The sequence below is a fragment of the Halovivax gelatinilyticus genome (assembly GCF_024300625.1).
Taxonomy (GTDB): Archaea; Halobacteriota; Halobacteria; order Halobacteriales; family Natrialbaceae; genus Halovivax; species Halovivax gelatinilyticus.
This window is the reverse complement of the sequence record NZ_CP101322.1, coordinates 3340676-3361702: the sequence shown is the minus strand read 5'-3', so window position 1 is coordinate 3361702 and position 21027 is coordinate 3340676. Positions and strand designations below refer to the sequence as shown.

Annotated in this window: 19 protein-coding genes; 7 read left to right on the top strand and 12 right to left on the bottom strand. The window is 61.4% G+C overall.

Annotated features, from left to right (window positions below):
- Positions 1 to 150: 150 nt before the first annotated feature.
- Positions 151 to 1701, bottom strand: a complete 1551-nt coding sequence (locus NKH31_RS15945) for a glutamate-cysteine ligase family protein (RefSeq protein WP_254862778.1) — start codon at positions 1699 to 1701, stop codon at positions 151 to 153.
- A 183-nt stretch (positions 1702 to 1884) separates the two neighbouring features.
- On the opposite strand from NKH31_RS15945, the gene NKH31_RS15940 reads away from it, so the two are divergent.
- Both NKH31_RS15940 and NKH31_RS15935 read left to right on the top strand, forming a co-directional pair.
- Entirely contained in the window at positions 1885 to 2865 is a 981-nt protein-coding gene (locus NKH31_RS15940; RefSeq protein WP_254862777.1) for a tyrosine--tRNA ligase, read from the top strand.
- 98 nt (positions 2866 to 2963) lie between these two features.
- Positions 2964 to 3902, top strand: a complete 939-nt coding sequence (locus NKH31_RS15935; protein ID WP_254862776.1) for a biotin--[acetyl-CoA-carboxylase] ligase — start codon at positions 2964 to 2966, stop codon at positions 3900 to 3902.
- Positions 3903 to 3926: 24 nt separating this feature from the next.
- Here NKH31_RS15935 and NKH31_RS15930 read toward each other — a convergent pair whose 3' ends face one another.
- The 7 genes from NKH31_RS15930 to trmB all read right to left on the bottom strand — a co-directional run bounded on the left by NKH31_RS15930 (position 3927) and on the right by trmB (position 11465).
- Complete coding sequence (locus NKH31_RS15930) at positions 3927 to 4412, bottom strand: universal stress protein (protein WP_254862775.1); 486 nt, start codon at positions 4410 to 4412, stop codon at positions 3927 to 3929.
- Between the two features lie 104 nt (positions 4413 to 4516).
- Positions 4517 to 5560 carry an amidohydrolase family protein gene (locus tag NKH31_RS15925; RefSeq protein ID WP_254862774.1) on the bottom strand — a complete coding sequence of 348 codons (1044 nt, stop codon included), beginning with the start codon at positions 5558 to 5560 and terminating at the stop codon, positions 4517 to 4519.
- Between the two features lie 96 nt (positions 5561 to 5656).
- Positions 5657 to 6883, bottom strand: a complete 1227-nt coding sequence (locus NKH31_RS15920) for an HD domain-containing protein (RefSeq protein ID WP_254862773.1) — start codon at positions 6881 to 6883, stop codon at positions 5657 to 5659.
- A gap of 36 nt (positions 6884 to 6919) precedes the next feature.
- The gene (locus tag NKH31_RS15915; RefSeq protein ID WP_254862772.1) at positions 6920 to 8065 is read right to left on the bottom strand and encodes a Gfo/Idh/MocA family protein; all 1146 of its coding nucleotides are present in this window, start codon (positions 8063 to 8065) and stop codon (positions 6920 to 6922) included.
- A gap of 123 nt (positions 8066 to 8188) precedes the next feature.
- Positions 8189 to 9154 carry a sugar phosphate isomerase/epimerase family protein gene (locus tag NKH31_RS15910; RefSeq protein ID WP_254862771.1) on the bottom strand — a complete coding sequence of 322 codons (966 nt, stop codon included), beginning with the start codon at positions 9152 to 9154 and terminating at the stop codon, positions 8189 to 8191.
- 43 nt (positions 9155 to 9197) lie between these two features.
- Positions 9198 to 10283: a Gfo/Idh/MocA family protein gene (locus NKH31_RS15905; protein WP_256547926.1), complete on the bottom strand. Its 1086-nt coding sequence runs from the start codon at positions 10281 to 10283 to the stop codon at positions 9198 to 9200.
- 123 nt (positions 10284 to 10406) lie between these two features.
- On the bottom strand, positions 10407 to 11465 hold the full coding sequence (gene trmB, locus NKH31_RS15900) for an HTH-type sugar sensing transcriptional regulator TrmB (protein ID WP_254862769.1): 1059 nt from the start codon (positions 11463 to 11465) through the stop codon (positions 10407 to 10409).
- Between the two features lie 130 nt (positions 11466 to 11595).
- Between trmB and NKH31_RS15895 the strand changes: the two genes are divergently transcribed.
- Complete coding sequence (locus NKH31_RS15895) at positions 11596 to 12615, top strand: mechanosensitive ion channel family protein (protein WP_425492272.1); 1020 nt, start codon at positions 11596 to 11598, stop codon at positions 12613 to 12615.
- A gap of 52 nt (positions 12616 to 12667) precedes the next feature.
- Here the strand turns inward: NKH31_RS15895 and NKH31_RS15890 are convergent, their stop codons facing one another.
- On the bottom strand, positions 12668 to 13075 hold the full coding sequence (locus NKH31_RS15890) for a universal stress protein (protein ID WP_254862768.1): 408 nt from the start codon (positions 13073 to 13075) through the stop codon (positions 12668 to 12670).
- Positions 13076 to 13202: 127 nt separating this feature from the next.
- On the opposite strand from NKH31_RS15890, the gene NKH31_RS15885 reads away from it, so the two are divergent.
- The 3 genes from NKH31_RS15885 (at position 13203) to NKH31_RS15875 (ending at position 14685) form a co-directional block, all read left to right on the top strand.
- Positions 13203 to 13442, top strand: coding sequence for a DUF5816 domain-containing protein (locus tag NKH31_RS15885; RefSeq protein WP_254862767.1), 240 nt, complete (start codon positions 13203 to 13205; stop codon positions 13440 to 13442).
- 196 nt (positions 13443 to 13638) lie between these two features.
- Positions 13639 to 13935 (top strand): DUF7116 family protein, encoded by a 297-nt coding sequence (locus tag NKH31_RS15880; protein WP_254864827.1) that lies wholly within the window; start codon positions 13639 to 13641, stop codon positions 13933 to 13935.
- A 51-nt stretch (positions 13936 to 13986) separates the two neighbouring features.
- Positions 13987 to 14685 (top strand): MBL fold metallo-hydrolase, encoded by a 699-nt coding sequence (locus NKH31_RS15875; RefSeq protein WP_254862766.1) that lies wholly within the window; start codon positions 13987 to 13989, stop codon positions 14683 to 14685.
- A 35-nt stretch (positions 14686 to 14720) separates the two neighbouring features.
- Here the strand turns inward: NKH31_RS15875 and NKH31_RS15870 are convergent, their stop codons facing one another.
- The 3 genes from NKH31_RS15870 to NKH31_RS15860 form a co-directional block, all read right to left on the bottom strand.
- Positions 14721 to 15137 (bottom strand): hypothetical protein, encoded by a 417-nt coding sequence (locus NKH31_RS15870; RefSeq protein WP_254862765.1) that lies wholly within the window; start codon positions 15135 to 15137, stop codon positions 14721 to 14723.
- An 88-nt stretch (positions 15138 to 15225) separates the two neighbouring features.
- The gene (locus NKH31_RS15865) at positions 15226 to 16317 is read right to left on the bottom strand and encodes a DNA topoisomerase IV subunit A (RefSeq protein WP_254862764.1); all 1092 of its coding nucleotides are present in this window, start codon (positions 16315 to 16317) and stop codon (positions 15226 to 15228) included.
- Complete coding sequence (locus NKH31_RS15860; RefSeq protein ID WP_254862763.1) at positions 16314 to 18761, bottom strand: DNA topoisomerase VI subunit B; 2448 nt, start codon at positions 18759 to 18761, stop codon at positions 16314 to 16316. The genes NKH31_RS15865 and NKH31_RS15860 overlap by 4 nt, the downstream gene beginning before the upstream one ends.
- Positions 18762 to 19017: 256 nt before the next feature.
- Between NKH31_RS15860 and gyrB the strand changes: the two genes are divergently transcribed.
- Positions 19018 to 20949: a DNA topoisomerase (ATP-hydrolyzing) subunit B gene (gene gyrB / locus NKH31_RS15855; RefSeq protein ID WP_254862762.1), complete on the top strand. Its 1932-nt coding sequence runs from the start codon at positions 19018 to 19020 to the stop codon at positions 20947 to 20949.
- Positions 20950 to 21027: the final 78 nt, after the last annotated feature.

Below are 21027 nucleotides of genomic sequence, written 5' to 3'. Positions count from 1 at the left end.
GACGATTAAGGTGTTGCGGCCTCGTAGGTCACGTTCGACCGAGTCTCTGGGGTCGGTTGTAGCGTCTATCGAGGGCTACGGCCTGCACTACGACGTACCGCCTGTCACGTCGACCAGTTCGTGACTGTTTTCCTATTCAGGCAACACGAATCACGTCATCCAGTCGACGAACGATCCGTCGAGCAACGTTCGGGTCTGATTCTCCACGTAGGCGCGTTGCATTGCTTCGATCGCCGTCGCGAGGCTCTCGTCCTGGTTTTCGACGCGCTCGCTGACGTGAGATCGTTTCCAGGATGCAGGAGTGGTGTGTCGCTCGACGCGCGTACGGAGGGGATAGACGTACGATGTGGCGTCACTCGCCGTGACGCTTCGAGCAGTCAACCCGTCCACGGCGTGGGCGAACAGGTCCTCGTACAGCGTCTCGACGTCGGTGGTTTCCTGTCCGTCGTTGGTGATCCAGAAGAGGTCTGCGTCCAATCCGTTGCGCATCGCGCCGTAGAAATTCTCCCTCGCGAGTTCCCAGTCGAGACGCTGGATCGGGTGTTCCAACCGGGTGAGACTCTCCATGAGTCCGGCGAAAACGGCCTGAAACGCGATCGAGTCGCGAACGGTGGGTTGTGCCGGGATCGGTCTAAATTCGATGCGCGCGTTCGCCGCAGACCGGGACGCCCCGTCGAACACCGGCCGAACCCACCGCCAGTAGGTCCCGTGGGTCTGGCGAAGGTGAGCGAAGCGATCGTCGTACCGTCCGTGTCTGGTGACCGGCATCGGTACGACGGTGTCGTCTGCGGCGATGCGGTCGACCGCTTCGGCGGTGCTCGTCAGGTCCTGGGGGAACCGAACCTTTCCCGGTTCCTCCGTGTTCGCGTTGAGTACGGTCTCGAAGACGCTGATGCGATGTTCCATCCACCCGTCCGAGAGAACGGCTTCGGCGGTCGTCCCGTCGTCGTAGCAGTCGGGCGGGAAGAACGGCGAGTTGACGCCGAGGGCGAGCAGCGGACCGGCGATACGAAGGGCGTAGTTGAAGTACGCCGGCAAGTCGGGCGCGTGGGGCACCTGATAGTGGGGCTGAATCGACGTGATCAGGCTTTCCGGCATCACGGTATCGGCCTGGATGGTGACGTTCGGCACGTCGATGCGCATCCCGGCCGCGTGGGCTCGATCGGTGTTCGCCATGGCGTGATAGCGAGCGGAGTCGCTCATGTTCGCCGCGATCGTGACCTGGCGGGGTTCGCCGTCGACGTCGACTGCTTGGTCGACGCTCTCGGTCAGGTACCCGGTTGCTGTCTCACCTTCGGGTGGAATCGTCCACAGTCCATCGCTCACCAGGCGCATTCCCTCCGTGTCGGTGACCGAGAGCGCGGTCTCCAGTCTCGCCTTGACTTCGTTCTCCTGAGCCCGGAGACCGTACCCCGAGAGCGGTTGCGGACTGGTCGTCATCTCCGCGTTGTGAAGCCCCAGTTCCTTCTCGAATCCGATGAGTTCGAGCAGGCGGCGGGGGACCCGAACAAGGGATGCGTCGTCGGCGTCGACGGCGTAGAACTCGTATTCGAACCCGACGATCGCCTGCGGGTTGTCGAAGACACCGTCGGAGAGCGCCGTCTTGAGGTCGTCGGCTTCTTCGAGGACGGTTTCCCGGTAGGCGTCCGCATCGACCGAAAGTACGTCGGCGGTGCGCGATACGAGGTCCGAATCGTCCATGCCGATGATGCACCGGCCGGCTCCAATAAATCTGGTCCTTGGGGCGACCGAACGACGTCGCGTTCGACGAGTCGTCCGTCCGGTTGGATCGACCTCGAACCGCCGCTCCCCGACGAGTGATCGAACGCACGCGACCGGTTGCGGAAACGAAGGCATAAATCGATCCACCGACACCGAACACGCATGGACGCATACGAGTTGATCACCCGAAACGCAGACGAGGTGGTCACCGAGGACGAAGTGCGCGAACTGGCCAACGATCCGGATGGTAAGCGCGTCTACGTCGGTTACGAGCCCTCGGGCGTGCTCCACCTCGGCCACCTGCTGACGGCGAACAAACTGATCGACTGTCAGAACGCGGGTCTCGAGGTCGTCGTTCTACTCGCCGACGTTCACGCCTACCTCAACGGCAAGGGGACGTTCGAGGAGATCCGCGAGATCGCAGAGCGGATGCGGGCACAGTTTCTCGCCTACGGCCTCGACGAGGAGCGAACGGAGTTCGTCTACGGTTCGGCGTACCAGCTAGACGAAGGGTACACCCTCGACGTCTACGAACTCGAACTCTCGACGACGTTAAACCGCGCCCAGCGCGCGATGGCCGAGATCCAGTCTGGCGACACGGCGAAGGTAAGCCACGTCGTCTACCCGCTGATGCAGGCGCTCGACATCGAGTACCTAGACGTCGATCTCGCGGTCGGCGGGCTCGATCAGCGCAAGGTGCACATGCTCGCCCGCGAGGGCCTCCCTGAACTCGGCTACGACGTGCGTCCGGCTATTCACACGCCCATCATCGCCGATCTCACCACCGGCGACGGGAAGATGTCCTCGAGCGAGGGAACCACTATTTCGATGGAAGATTCGACCGACGAGCTAGAAGCGAAGGTAAACAGCGCGTTCTGTCCGCAGACGCGCGACCCCGAGGGTGATCTCGAAAATCCAGTGCTGGAACTCTTCGAGTACCACGTCTTCCCGCGATTCGAAACGGTCACCGTCGAACGTCCGGATCAGTACGGCGGCGACGTCACCTACGACTCGTACGAGTCGCTGGCGACGGACCTCGAGTCGGGTGAACTCCACCCCGCCGACGCGAAATCGACGTTGGCGGCCCACCTGGACGAACTCATCGCTCCCGGACGCGAACTGCTGGCGGAGATGAACGAGTAACGATTCGGGTCGTCCCGCGAAACCGATTCGGGTCGTACAGCGACATCGATTCGGGCTGTACCGCGAAATTCATGGGCGCGCCGTGTCCACGGTGACGTATGAACGAAACCCGACAGGCCGTCCTCGAATCCCTCGAAGTGGGGCCGATCACCGGGCCGGATATCGCAGCCGAGATCGGTATCTCCCGGGCGGCCGTCTGGAAACACGTCGAGGCGCTCAGGGAGGCGGGCTTCGAAATCGACGGAACGGGTTCTGGCTACGTTCTCGGGGACGTTTCCGGCTACACGGGTCCGCTCATCGAGTACGGACTGTCGGCGCCGTTTTCGATCGAGTATCACGACACCCTATCGAGCACGAACGAACGCGCTCGCGAACTGGCGACCGCCGGCGCCGAGGACGTCGTCGTTGTCGCCGGCGTTCAGACCGGTGGCCGTGGCCGGCTCGACCGTAAGTGGTCGTCACCGGAGGGAGGCATCTGGCTGTCGACCGTCGAGCGCCCATCGATCCCACCGGCGCGCGCTCCGGCACACACGATCGCCGCGGCCGTCGCGACGACGAACGTGGCGCGAGAGGTCGGGGTCGACGCCCGGATAAAGTGGCCGAACGACGTCGTCGTCCCGGCTGATACCGACGTCGGTTATGCGAAACTCGCCGGCATCCTGACCGAGATGGAAGGTCAGACTGACCGGATCGAGTGGCTCGTCTGCGGTATCGGAATCAACGCGAACGTCGATCCGTCGTCGCTTCCAGAAGGGGCGACGAGTATACGGGCGAACGCGGGCGCGATCGATCGCCGTACCTTCCTCCAGCGGGTACTCGAACGCTACGATGACGCCAGGCGCGACCTCTCTGGGACGATCGAGGAGTGGCGCGACCGGACGATGACCCTCGACCGACGGGTCAGGGTGATCCGTTCGGGCGAACCGGTAGTGGGAACGGCCGTCGACGTCACCGAGTACGGCGGCCTCGTCGTCGATACCGGTACCGACCGCGTCGTGATTTCGGCCGGGGACTGTGAACACTTGCGTCCGGCGTGATCGATCGCGTCACCAGGATAACGGTTATTCGACGCCGACTGCCGGTTCGATGGCCGATTCGTCGGGCGAAGTGGCGCCGACCCGGACGGTCATCACGGGTATTGGGGAGGAACGAACCACGCGCTCGGCGACGCTCCCGAGGAGCAGACGATTGATCCCGCCGCGACCGTGCGTTCCCATCACGATGAGGTCGCAATCGCTCGATCGGGCGTGATCGACGATCGAGCGACTCGGCGATCCCTCCAGTACGACCGTCTCGACGTCGACGTCGACGCCCGATTCTTCGACCAACTCGGCGACGCGGTCGACGGCTCCCTGACCCTCGTCTCGGAGTGCGTTTCCGATACCGTCCCAGGCCGTCTCCATCGGTAGGCCACCGTAGCTGGCCGCGTTGACCACGTACACCGCGCGTAAAACGGCGTCGTGGGCGTCAGCGAGCTCGATCGCGTGGTCGATAGCCCGCTCGACTGCCTGGGAACCATCGGTCGGAACGAGAACGCGATCGTACATTTGGTATGCTCTGACATAGCGGGTGCCAGTGTAATAACGTTATCGTCGGTTTCGACTCGATACCCCCGCGCCGGCTACCGGTCTTGGGACGACACCGGCGACGGCTAGGTCGCTCGTCCGATTACAGATGTACCGTCGATCACGACGTCATCGACGTCGGCCGGACCCGCGCGTCGGACGACCGCACGAACGGGATCTTTGACGCCCACGAGGTTGTTCGTCGAGCCGTCGAGGACGAACAGGTTAGCCGGACGGCCAGGTTCGATCAGTCCGTCGTCGCGACCCAGGATCGCCGCTCCGTTGTGAGTTGCCATCCGGAGCACCTCGGGAGCCGTGAGGTCGCTATGCGTCGAGACGACGGCCATCTCGCGAAACATCGACGGCGAGTTGAGCATCACGTTGTCGGTTCCGAGAGCCAGGGTGGTTCGCTCGTGCAAGGCCTCGAACGGGGGCAATCCGACGCCCGTGACGAGGTTGGAGCGAGGACAACAGACGACAGGCGTCCTCGTCGATTCGATCCGATCGAGGTGGTGTGATTCGGGATGGACGACGTGAATCAGCACGTCGGGTTCGAGGTCTAACGCGGGATCGATGTCGCTCGAATCCGGTTCCCCGGCGTGGATGGCGAACGGTTTTCCCGCCTCTCTCGTCGCCGCCCGCTCGTCGGCGAAATCCGCGTCGTTCGCCCCACTCGCCCCGTATCCGTCGCCGGCCTCCATCGCTTCGATCGACTCGCGAGCGAACGCGTACGCGTCGATCGGCAGCCGCTCACTCGCCTGTCTGAGGTGAGCTACGCCGTCAACGCCACCTTCTCGGAAGTCGTAGCAGGCCGCGGTGGCGGATTCGATCGCAAACGAGAGAGATCGACGCATCCCCTCGATCAACGCCTCTTCGCCCGCGTCGCGAAGGAGTCGGTGTTTGAGTCCGTCCGGTGGAGCCACGAGATCTTCGAGCGAGAGTCCGCGACCGGCTTCTTTGGCGATCGAGTCTCCCAGGTGTGTGTGGGCGTTTACGAACGTCGGAGCGATGATCGCGTCGGAGTCGACGTCGGTCGGGGTTACCTCGTCGATGACGCCGTCTCGAATTCGGATGATACCCTCGAGCGCTTCGAAGTCAGGCCCGTACAGGATCGTCCCCGCCAGTTCCATACGGATCGCTTGCCCCGCGAGCGCCTTGAAGCGTTCGTCATCCGTACCGCGCTGCCATCGAGCGTCTCGTCACCTGGCGACTGATCGAGCGTCTCGTCACCCGCCAAATTGATCGAGCGTCGTGTATAGCCCGTCGCGTACGTCGCTGATCAGCGGGCCGTCGATGTCGAGACCGAGGACGGTAAGCGCGGCGTGGCCGACTCGCTCTCGCTCGTCGGGTGGACAGTAGACTCCCAGCCGCCACTGGGCGTATTGAGCGGAACGAAGGGCGTCGACGAGCGGCGACTGCTGACCGAGCTGGCGAACCTCGCCGTTCACCACGACTCTCGAGGTCGACTCCGTCATCGACGGGCGACTCGGCACGTCGAGGATGACGTGCTCGGCCGGAACGTCGGCCCGGTCTGCGATCTCACGCTCGAAGCGGCGTATCGATTCGTGGTCGGCTTCGATGATCCCGCCGGGGACGTCGTCGATTTCGGCCCACACCGCACGCTTGTACAACCGACGGTCGTCGAGCCGGCGGGCGAGCGAGGCGCTCGAATCGTTCGAGCGGAGCGCCACGACGAGTTCGTGATCGTCCATCCGCGAGAGCGTTTCACCATCAGTCGTGCCGTCGGCGATGATCGATGCGGCCGCTCGACGGAGCATCGCCTTGCTGATCCTGGCGGCGCTGTGGCTGTAGACGGTCGGGTTCATCAGGGCGCGCGCAACGAGCAGGCTCTCTGCGGTCTGGACGTTTCCCTCGCCGAGAACGAGTTCGCCGTCGACGAACGTCAGTTCGCGCACGAGACGCCCGTGATCGATCGTTCCGTAGGGAACGCCCGTGTGGTGGGCGTCGCGGACGAGGTAATCCATCCGGTCGACGTCCAGTTCGCCGGAGACGAGCTGTCCGAATCGACCCTCGCCGGCGACGAGCGAGGCGATTCGCTCGGGATCGAGATCGTACTCCGCCAGAACCTCACCGATCTCGCCCGTCGCGAGCAGATCGTCGACGTCGTCGTGGTACCGGCCCGTCTCCCGGTAGATGAGGTCTTCGAGATTGTGACTGTAGGGGCCGTGACCGACGTCGTGGAGCAGCGCGGCCGCCTTGATGCGTTCGGCCTGTTTCCCCTCGATCCCGAGGTGGCCGAGCGCCTCGCAGGCGATGTGGTAGACGCCGAGGCTGTGTTCGAACCGCGTGTGATTTGCCGACGGATAGACGAGCGAGACGGTGCCGAGCTGGGCGATTCTACGTAATCGCTGGACCGACGACGTGTCGAGCAGCGCACGCGCGACCCCATCGACGGTGATGTGGTCGTGGACGCTGTCTTTGATGATTTTCATTGGTGTATCGTTCGCGCGTCACTACAAAAAGCCACCTCAGCGTTCTTCGATGCGCGTCCACTCGTTGCGCTTGTCGCTCTCGGCAATGGCGTCAAGAACCTGCTGTGCGGCGAGTCCGTCAGCGAAACTCGGCTCGACAGGAGAGCCGTCCTCGACGGCTGACAGAAAGGCGGCGTTCTCGTGAACGAAAGCGTGTTCCCACCCGAGTACGTGTCCTGGAGGCCACCAGCGGTCGACGTACGGATCATCAGCCTCGGTGACGAGAATCGTCCGATATCCGCGGTCGTCGCGAGTACAGACCTCGAGTTCGTTCAACCGCTCCAGGGAAAATCGAAGGCTTCCCTCGCTTCCGTGCGCCTCGATCGAGAGGTCGTTCTTGTGGCCCGGCGAGACGCGCGACGCTTCGAGTGTCCCGATCGCTCCGCCGTCGAGCGAGACCTGCGCCGTGAACGCATCGTCCACGGTAACTGACCGGTATTCGGGGGAGTTGGCTCCCGTCTCGGATTCGCCGTCGGTCGGCCGCTCGTCGACGTACGTCCGTAACTGGCCCGACACGGTGTCGATCTCCCCGCCGCCCGGACAGTCGCCGGCCAGAAACCGGAGGAGATCGACGAGGTGCGAGCCGAGGTCGCCCAGCGCGCCTGACCCTGCCAGGTCGCCGTCCAGCCGCCAGGACCAGGGTGCGTCCGGATCGACCAGCCAGTCCTGGAGGTACCGTGCGCGAAACTCTCGAAGTTCCCCGAGTTCGCTGTCGTCGATCAACGCTTTCGCGAGTCCGATTGCCGGAACGAACCGATAGGTAAACCCACAGCACGCGGGCACAGCAGCCGACGCAGCGGCCGCCTCCATCGCCTCGGCGTCATCGAGCGTGTGTGCGAGTGGCTTTTCACAGAGGACGGGCGTTCCAGCATCCAGAGCGGCAATTGACGGTTCCGCGTGGAGATAGTTCGGTCCCAGATTGTAGAAGACGTCTACGTCGGACACCACGTCCGTCCAGTCGGTCGCGATTCGGTCGAACCCGAGTTCGTCTGCGCGCCGGGCGAGCGCGTCTTCGTCTCGCCCGACGATGACGTCCCGATTGACTGACGGTGCCTCCGGAACAAACATGGGTAGGCGCGCCAGCGCGTTCGCGTGGGCGGTACCCATAAATCGATAGCCAAGTACCCCGATGTCGAGCGCCATAGCGAGGGTTCGACGGACCCAGGGTTAGCGGTTTTCCTCGTCCGAGTGACACTCTGGTGAGCCGATGAGAATCTCTCCGAGCGAAGCCGTCGTTCTGTACCGACCGGACGAACGACGACGCGTTCAAGCCCAGTAGACGTCACCGGGCTTCTCTTCGAAGACGATGGGCGTGAGGAAGTCTATCGCTTTCGCCAGCCCCTCTTCCGGACTGGCGAGCGCGTCTTCGTGCTCGATGCTCAGCACGTCGTCGTATCCCACCATTCGGAGCGTCGAGACGATGTCCTTCCAGTGGCGGGCTCCGTGACCGTATCCGACCGTCCGGAAGATCCACGATCGCTTTTTTGGCTCGTCGTACGGCCTCGTATCGAGAACGCCTCGTGTCCGCTTCTCGGCGTCGTACAGGCGCGTGTCCTTCGCGTGTACGTGATGGATCGCATCGTGAGTGCCGAGTAGTCGTATTGCATCCGTGATGGAGATACCCTGCGGATAGAGGTGGGAAGGATCGAAGTTCGCGCCGACCCGGTCGTTCGTCGACTCGCGGAGCCGGAGTAATCCGTGCGGTTCGTAGACGAGCATGTTCGCGTGCATTTCGATCGCGATGTCAACGCCGTGTTCGTCAGCGTGATCAGCCAGCTCTGACCAGGTTTCGATCGCCAGTTCCCACTGGTGGGAGAGCGCTTCGGCGTGTTCGGGCGGCCACGGAGCCGTGATCCAGTTCGGAACGTCACTTCCGGGGCTCCCACCCGGCAGCCCGGAAAAGCAGGTTATCACCGAAACGTCGAGCTGGGAAGCGAGTCTGATTGCCTCACGAATCTCCGCCTTCGCGGCAGACGCACGCCCTTCGTTTGGGTGGAGCGGGTTGTTGTGAATCGCGAGTCCGCTCATCGACATATCGTGTTCGTCGAGCATCGCTCGAAGTTCGTCCTGAGCGGACTCGTCGTCAACGTAGCGGTCCCGCGGGAGGTGGTCGTCACCCGGAAAGCCCCCGACGCCCGGTTCGACGGCGTCAACGCCGCGAGATGAGAGAAACGCGAGCGCCTCCTCGAACGAGCGATCGTACAGCGGCTTGGTGTGGACACCCAACTCCATGGCCGCCTCCACCACACCGAAGCCGATAAAGCTGGGTCCGCGATTACGAAATCGAAACCGACCGTCCCGCCTCGTTCGATCGGTAGACGGCATCGACTACTTTCTGGACCGCGAGCGCCTCTTCGACGTTGGTTACCGCCTTCGTCTCACCTTCGATTGCGTCCAGAAAGACCGCCTGCTCAAGTTTGTGCGTATCCACGTCTCGGGTTCTGACGGACGTGTCCTCGAGAGCGTTCGGTCCGCCAGTACTCGCCGTGTGTACCGTCAAATCGTTCTCCAGGAGATCGAATCTGGCCGCCGCCTCCGTTCCGTGAACGACGAATTCGTGTGTCGCCGGTCGATTGGTCGCCCAGGCAACCTCGAGTGAGATCGTTCGATCGTCATCAGTTCGAACGAACGCGCTCGCGGAGTCTTCGACGTCGAACGCCGACGGACCGGCGTCGTTTCCCCACATTTCGAGGTACGTGTAATCCTCTCGGCGTCCGAACTCGGAGCGAGTCACGCCTGAGGCCTCACTGAGCGGTGGAAATCCGAGTACGTACAGCGAGAGATCGATCGCGTGTACGCCGAGGTCGATCAACGCCCCGCCGCCAGCGGCTTTCCGGTGAGTGAACCAGGTCCCTCTCCCCGGAACGCCACGTCTCCGGACGTAATTCGCCTCGACGTGACTGACCCGACCGAATTCGCCTCGCTGAATTCGGTGAACGACGTACTCGACGGTGTTCGAGAACCGATTATTGAATCCGACCATACAGACGGCCTCGGATTCGGTCGCCGCCCGAACGATTCGTTCGCCGCTTTCGACCGAATTCGCGAGCGGTTTCTCCAGTAACACGTGAACGTCGTCTTCCAGCGCATTGACCGCGTACGGTTCGTGAAATTCGTTCGGCGTCGTCACGACGACGGCGTCGGCCGATTCGAAAAGCGGCTCGCTTCTGTCGTACACCTCGACGTCGTAGCGACTCGCAAACCGCTTGCGGGCGGACTCGACGATGTCGACACCACCGACCAACGTGACGCCGTGATCGAGCAACCGTTCTGCGTGATACTGCCCGATGTTTCCGAGACCGATGATTCCGACGCGGATTTCGGATCGTTCAGTAGCCATGGTGTCCAACTGTTCGAATATCGTCCACGTTATCACGACCGTCCCATACGGAATGGGCGGTTTGGGCCGTCAGTTACCGGTGCAGACCGTGCCTCGGTATGGGATATGTGTCCAATCCTCTTTGATCCGTCGCAAGTCCTAGGGTCACGAGAACGTCGGTCGTTTCTCGCGATCGAGTCTGATCCGCCTCGCTTCAACGTCTTCGACGGTCGCCAGCCGACCCCCGACTGTGACTCGGTCTCGGTCCGTTTCGAGTGAAAAACTCGCGATTTCAGGATTCAGTTCGACCGATAGATCCGAAATTCGACCGCTGACGCGTCGGTCCTCACCCGTCTCGATGTCTCTACCCTCGACCGTCGCGTACCACTCGCCGTCTTCTTCCAGAACGTCCTCGACGCACCGGCGGACGGAGGTGTACGTGCGCGGATACGGTCGATCGTCGGACACGTTCGCGAGTTCGTCCGTCCCACTCCGCCAGAGCACCGAATCGAAAAACCCCGAAACCAGGTTACCGAGCGCCGATCGGTTGAAGATGACGGCGTACCGGTCTCGATCGGATTCGAGCGCATCCTGACTCGCGTAGATTGCGTATTCGCCATCCGCGACGGCGAGAATCGGCGTCGTCACCCCGCGGCGCAACCTGACGGCGGATGCTATCCGGTCGTACTGGTAGGTGTCGGGATTCGGGGCGTCCGCGGCCGGACTAACGATTACGTCCACTCCAACGCCCTGTTCGATCGATTCCCGTAGTTCGGGTTCGAATCGCTCCAGCAACGATGGGGTCAGCGAGAGTACGAGATCGTTCTCCGCGGCCGAAATGACGTCCTCGATGTAGCGGAGGATCGTCGGGGCGGATGTGACGAGGGTAACTGCTTCGGTTTCGTCGGCAGGCGCGGTGTACTGCGCCGCTAGATCAGCTACTAACTGGTCGACTGAGTCTTGAATCGACTCGAACGCCTCGGCCGGGTCTATCGCCACGACGGACAACGGTCTGGATTCACGGAGTTCGACCAATCCCTTGTCCGCGAGACTCCGGACGGTGTCGTACACTCGCGGCTGGGGAACGTCGGTCCGGTTCGCAAGATCGCTCGCAGTCAGGCTTCCGTGTTCGAGCGTGGTCAGGTACGCTTCGATCTCGTACTCGCTCAAGTCGAATCGGGCCCCGACCGATTCGACGGTCGCACGAAGGTCGTCCCGGGTCATACCCGCCTCGAACACGCCAGGCGCAATAGGAATTAACATCACCACCGATGGTTCCCGAGCAGAGGCGGTAGGTCGACCGTCTACGTCCGAGGGCAGAACGCTTAACCACCGAGCCCGAGACGATGGGTTCATGGGTGCATTCGGAGTGATGCTGAGCGAGCTACTGGTCATCGATTTGCTCAGCGAGCCGATGCCCGACAGAGTTCCGTCGTACGCCGTTCGATTAGGACTGGCGGTACTCATCCTTCTCCTCGGTTGGTACATCTCGAAGGTGACCGTTCGAATCGCGGGTCGAACCATCGCGCGGCGTATCGAACGCCCGAGCGTAACGCGCTCGGTTCTCCGATCGCTTCGCTTTGGCGTGTTACTGGCGACGGCCCTCGTCGTGGCCGGATTGCTCGGCGTCGGTAACGTCGAAATATTGCTCTCCGTCGGTGTGATCTCGGCTGTGGTTGCCGTCGTCCTCGCACCACTCATCGGCAGTCTCATCAACGGCGTGTTCATCCTCACCGATCGCCCGTTCGAGATCGGCGATATGATCGAGGTTGCAGACGAAGGTCACGTCGGGTTCGTCGAGGACATCACGATCAGGTACACGAAGATATTTACCTTGCAGAATACGTTTCTGGTGATTCCGAACTCCGAAGTGCACGAACGCGACGTGATCAATTACTCGGCCGAAGACGAGCGAACGCGGATCGACGTCGAGTACGAAATCACTTACGAGAGCGACCTCGATGTGGCAATCAAACAGGCCGAACGCGGGGCCAGAGCCATTGATTCGGTCATCGCCGGTGGTCCGGACGTACGTATCGGGAGCGCGAGATACGCGGCTGCGCCAAAGTGCGACGTTCGGGAGTACGCCGATGACGGCATCGTTCTCGTACTCCGATTCTGGGTGAATCGGCCGTACAAGCTAACAAAGACCAGATCGGACGTCCTCCAGGCCGTACGCAATCGATACGAGACGGTGGACGTGGAGTTCGCCTACCCCCACCGACAGCTCGTTCTCGACGACTCGATCCAGAGCGTCTCGGTGGAGGGGGCCGGCTCGGTTGGGGAGGGCTACGAAAATCGGACCACCGGCGGGCTGACCACGAGCACCGAGCCAGTTTCAGAACCCGGAGAGCCCGGTGACGAAGGCGAGTGAGGTTCAATGCGCCCCAAACTGACGAGAAATTCGAACACTCGGACCGAACGAATCAGCTAGCCGTGTCGGCGGTCACGATTTCACAGTCTAAGTGGGTTCGAAGGTACTCGTCGATGTTTGGATTGTTGACGAGTCGTCCAACGATGCGACGCCACGAACTCGCCTGTTTTTTCCCGATCACGACGACGTCTGCCCCTTCGGCGGCGACTTCATCGAGGATACTCTCTTCGACCAGAAAGCCGGTCCGAACGACGTATCTGGCATTTCTCAGCACACCCATCTCTGATTCGACGGCCCGTTTGAGTTGACTCCTGGTGACCGTTCGGCCGTTCTGATAGACGTTCACGTGAAGGACGGTCAGTTCACCGTCACGTTCCGAAGAGAGTTTCGCGGCTCGTTCGAGTGTGGCCTTCGACCGATGATCGAGCGGAAATCGAACCGGGGCCACGATCAATGTCATTACTTTTGGGAACGGCATGACCGCTGGTAAAGCTTTCAGTTTCGACCCCCGTATCCGGAAGCGACGGACGTTCGATCGTCGCCCGAAAACGGGTACGCCTTTAGCGATCGCGTCGTTCTATCGCACCATGGAACGGATATCCACCGAGACGGGCGAAACAGTGTTCGTCTCACGGTCCGAAGGCGATCGCGGTTCGAAGGGGCCGTTCTACGTCGTCTACGAGTCCGGGGCGAAAGAGCGGCGCTACGGGTGGTTCTGTGGTAACTGCGACCAGGTCGATACGGCGATGGATTCGATGGGACGAATTCAGTGCAATCGATGCGATAATCTACGAAAACCCACGGAGTGGGACGCTGCCCACGAATAACGGTATCCATCGTCGAACGAAACCAGTACAAACTCCTCGTTTCGGTACCTCCGTCGAATCGACTTAGTCGAACCACCAACAGGGCAATTCTCGCGCTTTTGCGCAGGGAGGATGTCAATCTCGTTCGAACAGACTGTCCGTGCAAAAATTTATGACGACAGCCATCGTAGTCTCGACTGGAATGGGTCCTGTTAACATGCGACTCGTCGAACAGGCGCGTTCGATTTTTGACGACCTCGGATACACGGTCGAAGGTACCGGTCCGAATTTCAGAGCCGAGCGAGACTGGAAGGTCGTTCACGTGAGCACGACGCTAGAGGAGGTCGAACAGCCGGCCTCAACCGATGAATTCCGTTGCTTCGTCGCCGATCCCAACAACGTCGACGAACTCGAGCACCGACTCACGAGTACGGATCCGGCCTACGAGTGGGCGATCATCGTCGCCGACGGCGACGAGTACGAAGTCGAGCGTGCGCCGCCCGTTATCGCTTGACTCGGTCGATCCCGGCGAACGTTTTTCGCGCTGTACGAACAAGGAACGCCTATGACCGTTTCTCGCCATCCGATCGAACTCGACTGGCTCGGATACGCGTCGATCAGACTGCACAGTGAGACCGGCGTCACGGTGTACATCGACCCCGGTCGGTACGGCGTACTCGATGACATCAGTCCCAGAGACGGAGACCTGATTCTCGTGAGTCACGACGATCACTACGATCCCGACGGCATCGAACGCGTCGCCCACGAAGACGCCATCGTCGTCGCACACGAGGCGATCGACGCGTCGGAGATCGACCGCGTCGAACGGCAACCCGAATCGCTTCCGTTCGAGATCGAACGTGTTCACGCCGACGAATCGTTCGTTCTCGGTCCACTCGATCTTTTCACCACGCCGGCGTACAATCTGCCGGACGGACCACACACTCGCGAGGACGGGACGCCGTATCACCCAGAAGGAACCGGTTGTGGCTTCGGTATCACGCTCGACGGAGTCACCGTCTTTTGGCCCGGCGATACCGATGCGCTGACAGCACTCGAATCGCTCGACGTGGACGTATTCTGTCCGCCGATCGGTGGCGGGCCGACGATGGACCGCCACGAAGCCGCGGATCTCGCACGAGCGATCGAACCGGAACTCGTCGTTCCCGTCCATTACAACACGTTCGAGATGATCGAAACCGACGAACGGGCGTTCGTCTACGACGTTGCCTCGTCCAGCATTCCCGTCGCACTGGACGCGTAAACCGGACAGGGTCGTCAACCCGTCGTCTCTGTTCGTTATATCGTCGTCTCTTCTAATACGAACGGTTCTAGGCCGCTTACCCACCAGATCGTGAGGCTCTCCCCCCGTTCGACGTCGTCGACGACGATCGACTCACCCTCAGTCACCGTCGCCTCGTCGCCGAAATCGGCCCACGTACCGCGGTTGGTGCCGTCAATTTCGATCACCACGTTCGTCGGATCCGCCTCGTCGCCACCGGCGTGAGTTAGGAGTACCTCGCCATCATCGTACGCCGTCTCGAACTCGATCGTCGGCGTCTCCGGGCCGGAATCACCCCCGGAAAACACCGTCCCCCACACGTAGCCGACGGTGAGTCCGGCGATCGCGATTACGCTGAAGACCACGAACGCGATCGTGAGAACGACGCCGAGTGCGGTCGCGGCCGCACGAATCCTGGCGAGACGAGAACTCATCGATCACTCTAGGGTCAAACCAACCAAAAGAGTGTTGAACCGACATTCGTGTCGAGGGGGTACGAGTCGAGGTGATGTGGAGTTCCGATCAGATGACGCCCATCTCTTCGAGTCGCGTTGGTAGGTACGTGTCGGTAACGAAGTCGAGACCGCGGGCTGCGAGCGACTGCTGTTCGGATTTCTTCTCGATTTCGAGCTGGAGTTCTATCTGTTCTTCCCAGTAATCGGTCTGGAAACGCGGATCCTCGAGTTCGCTCTCTAACGCGTTGACGTCGGAGTCGCTGAGAGGATCGGTCGGTAGATCGTATTCGACGATGTCAGCGGGCTGGATGCCGATGAACTGCGCCTCGGGCGTTGCCAAATACTCAGAGAGGTGTGCGGATTTGATCGAGCCGTACGCGACCGAGCCGTAGATCCGGTAGGACCACGGGTCGCCGTCGGTAAAGACGGTTACCGGCAAGTCTAGCTCGTCGTGCAACCGCTTCGTGATGCGTCGCGTCGCTCGCGCCGGCTGTCCCTTGAGGTGGACGACGATGGCTCCGTACTCCTCGTCGAATCCGTTTTCGACCAGTCGATCTCGCATACCACCGGTCTCGACGGCGAGGATAAATTCGGCATCGTGGTCCAGAAACTCGATCGTATCCGGGTTGTTCGGTATCTGGTAGCCGCCTTCGCCGACGTCTTCCTGACAGTGGATTTCGCGTTCGCCGCGACGAGTCTGCTCCCGAAGGAACAATGGCCCCATGATCGTCGCACCCGACTCCTCGGGACGCATGTGGAAATCTTCGCGCGTGACCTCGCTTACGATCTCGAGATCTTCGATCAGCTGGTTCGACTCGTCTTGATCGTTGAACTGGGCGTTTTCGTTGTCCCAGCTTTCGGAGAGGTAGTACAGTTCTCGCAGCGTCGAGGACCGATCCTGTTCGAGTTGATCCGAGAGAAACTCGATCGTGTAGACGGCCTTCAACAATTTCCGCGCGCCGCTGACCGTATTCGCCGTTCGCCTGGACGTTCGATCGCCGTACACCCAGACGTTCGAGTCTTCGTCGTACTCGATGTTGGCCTTGGTCCGGGTGGGAACGGACATGTGGGGTATCTCCCCGAGTTCGAACTGGTCGTAAAACTGTGCGGCGAGGTCGATCAACTTCTCTCTGGCCTGGTCTGGATATTCTGTGCTCATTCGTCAGTCACCGTGAGTTTTTCCGCTTCGACGCCGTCGACGTTGACGTCGAACGTTGCCTCCCCGTCGACAGCGTAGGCGAGCGTCTCTGACTCGCCCGCCGCGACCGTCGGATCCCACTTGACGAACCACTCACCGTCCATCTCGACGACGGTGACGTCGTCGGGTAAGCCGGTCGGCTCTCGCGTGACGATGTCGGTGAGTTCGGGCGTTTCGTTCGTGCTGGAGTGGTTCTCGATCGTCAGTTCGACGGCGGTAGTATCGCCGTTTTCCGTGATCGTTCGCTCGACGAGGACGTTGTTCATGATTCGAGCGATCGCGTCGTCGATCACTGGTTCGTCCCGACCGGTTACCTCGGCGACTTTCGTGGCCATTTCGGGTAGTATCTGACCGAGGACGTTCTGCTTGCGCCGACGTTTTTCCATCGAGCGACGCTTGTTCAGGTACCGTTTGAGCTCTCTCGCGGCCTCACGAATCGCGAGTTCTATCTCGTCTTCGATCTCGGGGACGTTCGCGACGGCGTCTTTGGACTCGCTGGTGAACGGAACGTTCGTCGAGGCGACGTGGATCATGATCACAGCCGGCCCGTTCGGCAGCCCGGAGCCGCCGGGTTGATCGAGCCCGTAGTTACGCCAGCCGATCGACTTGACGACGTCGGTGGTCGCACACGCCCCGCGCTGGTAGACGAGCGGAACGCGGTTAGCGAATCGGAGCACGTCGACGGATCCGTCGGCTTCGAGTTCGCCGCCGTGGGCGATCCCGGCCTCGACGATGAATGGATCCCCGCCCGATACCTGAGCGTCCCGCGTCGATGCCGCGTAGAAGTCGGCGTCGAATTCCTTCTTGAGCCCGGCCTCGATCAACTCGTCCGTGATCGGTGCCAGACACCGCGTCGGCGGAGCCATGATGTCCGTTTCGCGCATCGCCTCGACGAGGTCGCTCGCACCGTCGCGATCGTCGGCGAGTTCTCGAACCAGCGGCGGGTCGTCCGGGACCGTCACCATGAGGCCCCAGAGTTCGTCGGTTACGTTCTCGCGGGCCGTCTCGCCGAAGCTCGTTTCGTCGCGATCTTCGGTCAACTCGGCGGCCCGGTCGACGTGGGCTCGCAGTTCTGTTCGATTCAATCGGTGACGGCCGTCATCTTCGTCGGAGAACTTACCCGCCAGTCGCGTGGAGAACGCATCGAGGACGGCGTCGTCTTTTCTCGAACTCGTCGCGTCGTTGACCCGCCGGTAGAGGTCAGCGGCGATGCGCGTCTCGTCGATCGAGTCCCCGTCGTGAGCGTCGGCGACGATCGGGACCAGTTCCTGCCAGGCGGCTTCGACGGCGTTCTCTCTCACCGTCACACCGAAGGTCGTGCCGTGTTCGTTCTCGGTCGCGTCGGCCGCGTCGTCGACGATGGCGGTGAGTTCGTGGTGAGCGATCCGGTCTCGGTCGCAGACCGCATCGGCGATTTGTCCGGCGAAATCGGCAGTGGCGCTGGCTCCCTTGTTCGCCGTTGCGTCGCTGACCGCCGCGGCCACGTCGACCGTCTCGCCTGAAAGCGGAGTTGGCCAGGTCATCTCCCGCCCGAAGTGGCGGTCGCGGAAGGCGTCGATGATCGATTCGGCGGTCTTCTTTCCGACGCGCGTGAACTCGTTCTGGAGAAATCCCGAAACCGAGTGAGAATCCGTCGCGTCTAGCATCTTGAGGACCGTTCCGAGTTCGACGCCGTGGGGGTGTGGGCGAATCTCTTCGGTTTCGTCCGGAAGCTGATCGGTCGCGCGTTCGAATTTGAAGTGTTCGGTCGGTTCTTTGAGTTCGAGTCGCGCGTGGGGGTTGACGACCGCCGTGTGTTTGATGTAGTCGTGAAGCTGTGTGCGGGCGCGCATGTTCGCTTCCATCTCCAGTTCGATGCGCGTCCCGTGTGGTCGATCCCACGTCGTCTGTTCGTCGACGCTGATCTCGGGTTCGTTCTCGTCGGTGTCGACGATCAGTTCGTAGTACTGGGCGTCGGGCGAGCCCTGCGTCCGACTCGTGATCTTCGCCGGTTTTCCGCTCGTCAGTTGCGAGTAGAGAACGGCCGCGGAGATGCCGATACCCTGCTGACCCCGACTCTGCTCGCGGGCATGAAAGCGAGAGCCGTAGAGTAACTTACCGAATACTTTCGGGAGCGAATCCTTGGTTATCCCGGGTCCGTTGTCTTCGACGATTAGGCGGTAATACTGGCCTTCGTCCTGGATTTCGACGTAGATATCGGGCAGTATATTGGCCTCTTCGGCGGCGTCGAGGGCGTTGTCGACGGCCTCCTTGACGGCCGTCACGAGGCCTCGAGCACCGCTGTCGAAGCCGAGCATGTGCTTGTTCTTCTCGAAGAATTCGGCGATCGAGATCGCTCGCTGACTCTCTGCCAGCTCCTCTGCGATCGCAGAGTCCTCGCCGAGCGACGACTGGAACGACGTCATTACGGAATTCGTAGCCGCGGTGGCCTTAAAACGTTCCCGTTAGCCGGGTGAAAGTGAAATGGCGTTCGACCGATTCGTCGATTGGGGCCAAACCGGTGGAGATCGGTCTGGAGGTATCACGGCAGACGCGGATGGACACCAGCCGATCAGTGGTATTTCTCTTTCCAACAGTGGTGTTTCTCTTCCAAATATTTCGCGCTCGCGCGCGTACGTGACTTTTATTAGTACCCAACGGCTACCCGGAGACAGGTTTTCCATGTCACAGGAACGCGAGTACGGCGCTGGTCAAATCCAGGTCCTAGAAGGCCTGGAGGCCGTACAAAAGCGACCGGCGATGTACATCGGCTCTACTGACTCTCGAGGCCTTCACCACCTCGTCTACGAAGTGGTGGACAACTCCATCGACGAAGCGCTCGCGGGCCACTGCGAGGAGATCGTCGTGACGATCCACGAGGACGGCTCGGTGAGCGTCGTCGACGACGGACGGGGGATACCGGTCGACACGCACGAAGAGTACGATCGGCCGGCGCTTGAGGTTATCCTGACCGTCCTCCACGCGGGTGGGAAGTTCGACAGCAAATCCTACCAGGTCTCCGGGGGCCTCCACGGCGTCGGCGTGTCGGTCGTCAACGCCCTGTCCGAACGCCTCGAAGTCACCGTCACCCGCGACGGGGGCGTCTACGAACACGGGTTCGACCGCGGCGAACCCGACGGGACGATGACGCAGGTCGGCGATCCGGACTCGGCCGACGAGACCGGAACCGAGATACGGTTCTGGCCGGACGGAGAGATCTTCGAGACGCTCGAATTCTCGTTTTCGACGCTCTCGAACCGACTGCGCGAACTAGCGTTTCTCAATTCCGGCGTCGCGATCACGCTCAGAGACGAACGTGAACTCGACGACGGCGGGGTCGTTCTCTCCGAAACGTACGAGTACGAGGGCGGCATTCGCGAGTTCGTCGAGTACATCAACGAGACTCGCTCGCCGCTGCACGACGACGTCGTCTACTTCACGGGCGAGGATCAGAACATTCAGGTCGAGGTCGCGATGCAGGCGACCGAAGAATTGCAGGGCTCCATTCACGCCTTCGCGAACAACATCAATACGCGCGAAGGTGGCTCTCACCTCACCGGTTTCAAAACCGCGCTCACCCGCGTCATCAACGATTACGCGAACGATCAGAACCTCCTCAAGGATATCGACGGAAACCTCAAGGGAGAGGACATCCGCGAGGGACTGACCGCCGTCATCTCCGTCAAACACCCCGATCCCCAGTTCGAGGGTCAGACGAAGACGAAACTCGGAAACAGCGAGGTCCGCGGTATCGTCGAGGGGACGATGCACGACGGGCTGGCGACGTACTTCGAGGAGAACCCGAAGACCGCCCGAGCGATCGTCAGCAAAGCCGTCGAAGCTGCCAAGGCGAGAATGGCCGCGAAGAAGGCAGAAGAGCTCACCCGGCGTAAATCTGCGCTCGATTCGACCGCGCTGCCCGGCAAACTCGCAGACTGTCAGACGAAAGACCCCGAGGACGCGGAGTTGTTCATCGCGGAGGGTGACTCCGCGGGCGGGAGCGCCAAACAGGCCAGAAATCCGGAGTTCCAGGCGGTTTTGCCGATCAAGGGCAAAATCTTGAACGTCGAAAAACACCGGCTCGATCGAATCCTCGAGAACGACGAGATTCGGAGCATGATCACCGCGATCGGCGCGGGTATCGGCGACGAGTTCGACCTCGAGGACGTTCGATACAAGAAACTCATCATGGCCACCGACGCTGACGTCGACGGAGCGCACATCCGTACCCTCTTGCTGACGTTCTTCTATCGACACATGCGCCCGCTCATCGAGCAGGGCTACATTTACGCGACCCAGCCGCCGTTGTATCGGATTCGCTATCGCGGCGAAACCTACGACGCGATGACTGACGAAGAACGCGATCGAATCGTCGAAGAGAAGTGTAACGGCAATCCGTCGCAAGTTCAGCGATTCAAGGGACTCGGCGAGATGAATCCCGAACAGCTCTGGGAGACGACGATGAACCCCGAAAACCGGATTCTAAAGCAAATCAACGTCGAGGACGCGGCCGCGGCAGACCGGATGTTCTCGGTGCTGATGGGTGACGCCGTCGAACCGAGAAAGGAGTTCATCAAGGAGAACGCGCCCGAGGCGGAGTGGGTCGATATATGACGATCGAAATTCCGAGATCCTTGATGCGAGCATCCAGCCAAGTGATTGAGCACCCGCCAACGACAGCAATGGTGAAGA

Excerpts from the sequence above, each read along its gene's own strand:
- NKH31_RS15945 (WP_254862778.1), bottom strand. The coding sequence starts at position 1,701 with ATGGACGATTCGGACCTCGTATCGCGCACCGCCGACGTACTTTCGGTC.
- NKH31_RS15940 (WP_254862777.1), top strand. The coding sequence starts at position 1,885 with ATGGACGCATACGAGTTGATCACCCGAAACGCAGACGAGGTGGTCACC.
- NKH31_RS15935 (WP_254862776.1), top strand. The coding sequence starts at position 2,964 with ATGAACGAAACCCGACAGGCCGTCCTCGAATCCCTCGAAGTGGGGCCG.
- NKH31_RS15930 (WP_254862775.1), bottom strand. The coding sequence starts at position 4,412 with ATGTACGATCGCGTTCTCGTTCCGACCGATGGTTCCCAGGCAGTCGAG.
- NKH31_RS15925 (WP_254862774.1), bottom strand. The coding sequence starts at position 5,560 with ATGGAACTGGCGGGGACGATCCTGTACGGGCCTGACTTCGAAGCGCTC.
- NKH31_RS15920 (WP_254862773.1), bottom strand. The coding sequence starts at position 6,883 with ATGAAAATCATCAAAGACAGCGTCCACGACCACATCACCGTCGATGGG.
- NKH31_RS15915 (WP_254862772.1), bottom strand. The coding sequence starts at position 8,065 with ATGGCGCTCGACATCGGGGTACTTGGCTATCGATTTATGGGTACCGCC.
- NKH31_RS15910 (WP_254862771.1), bottom strand. The coding sequence starts at position 9,154 with ATGGAGTTGGGTGTCCACACCAAGCCGCTGTACGATCGCTCGTTCGAG.
- trmB (WP_254862769.1), bottom strand. The coding sequence starts at position 11,465 with ATGACCCGGGACGACCTTCGTGCGACCGTCGAATCGGTCGGGGCCCGA.
- NKH31_RS15895 (WP_425492272.1), top strand. The coding sequence starts at position 11,596 with ATGGGTGCATTCGGAGTGATGCTGAGCGAGCTACTGGTCATCGATTTG.
- NKH31_RS15890 (WP_254862768.1), bottom strand. The coding sequence starts at position 13,075 with ATGACATTGATCGTGGCCCCGGTTCGATTTCCGCTCGATCATCGGTCG.
- NKH31_RS15885 (WP_254862767.1), top strand. The coding sequence starts at position 13,203 with ATGGAACGGATATCCACCGAGACGGGCGAAACAGTGTTCGTCTCACGG.
- NKH31_RS15880 (WP_254864827.1), top strand. The coding sequence starts at position 13,639 with ATGCGACTCGTCGAACAGGCGCGTTCGATTTTTGACGACCTCGGATAC.
- NKH31_RS15875 (WP_254862766.1), top strand. The coding sequence starts at position 13,987 with ATGACCGTTTCTCGCCATCCGATCGAACTCGACTGGCTCGGATACGCG.
- NKH31_RS15870 (WP_254862765.1), bottom strand. The coding sequence starts at position 15,137 with ATGAGTTCTCGTCTCGCCAGGATTCGTGCGGCCGCGACCGCACTCGGC.
- NKH31_RS15865 (WP_254862764.1), bottom strand. The coding sequence starts at position 16,317 with ATGAGCACAGAATATCCAGACCAGGCCAGAGAGAAGTTGATCGACCTC.
- NKH31_RS15860 (WP_254862763.1), bottom strand. The coding sequence starts at position 18,761 with ATGACGTCGTTCCAGTCGTCGCTCGGCGAGGACTCTGCGATCGCAGAG.
- gyrB (WP_254862762.1), top strand. The coding sequence starts at position 19,018 with ATGTCACAGGAACGCGAGTACGGCGCTGGTCAAATCCAGGTCCTAGAA.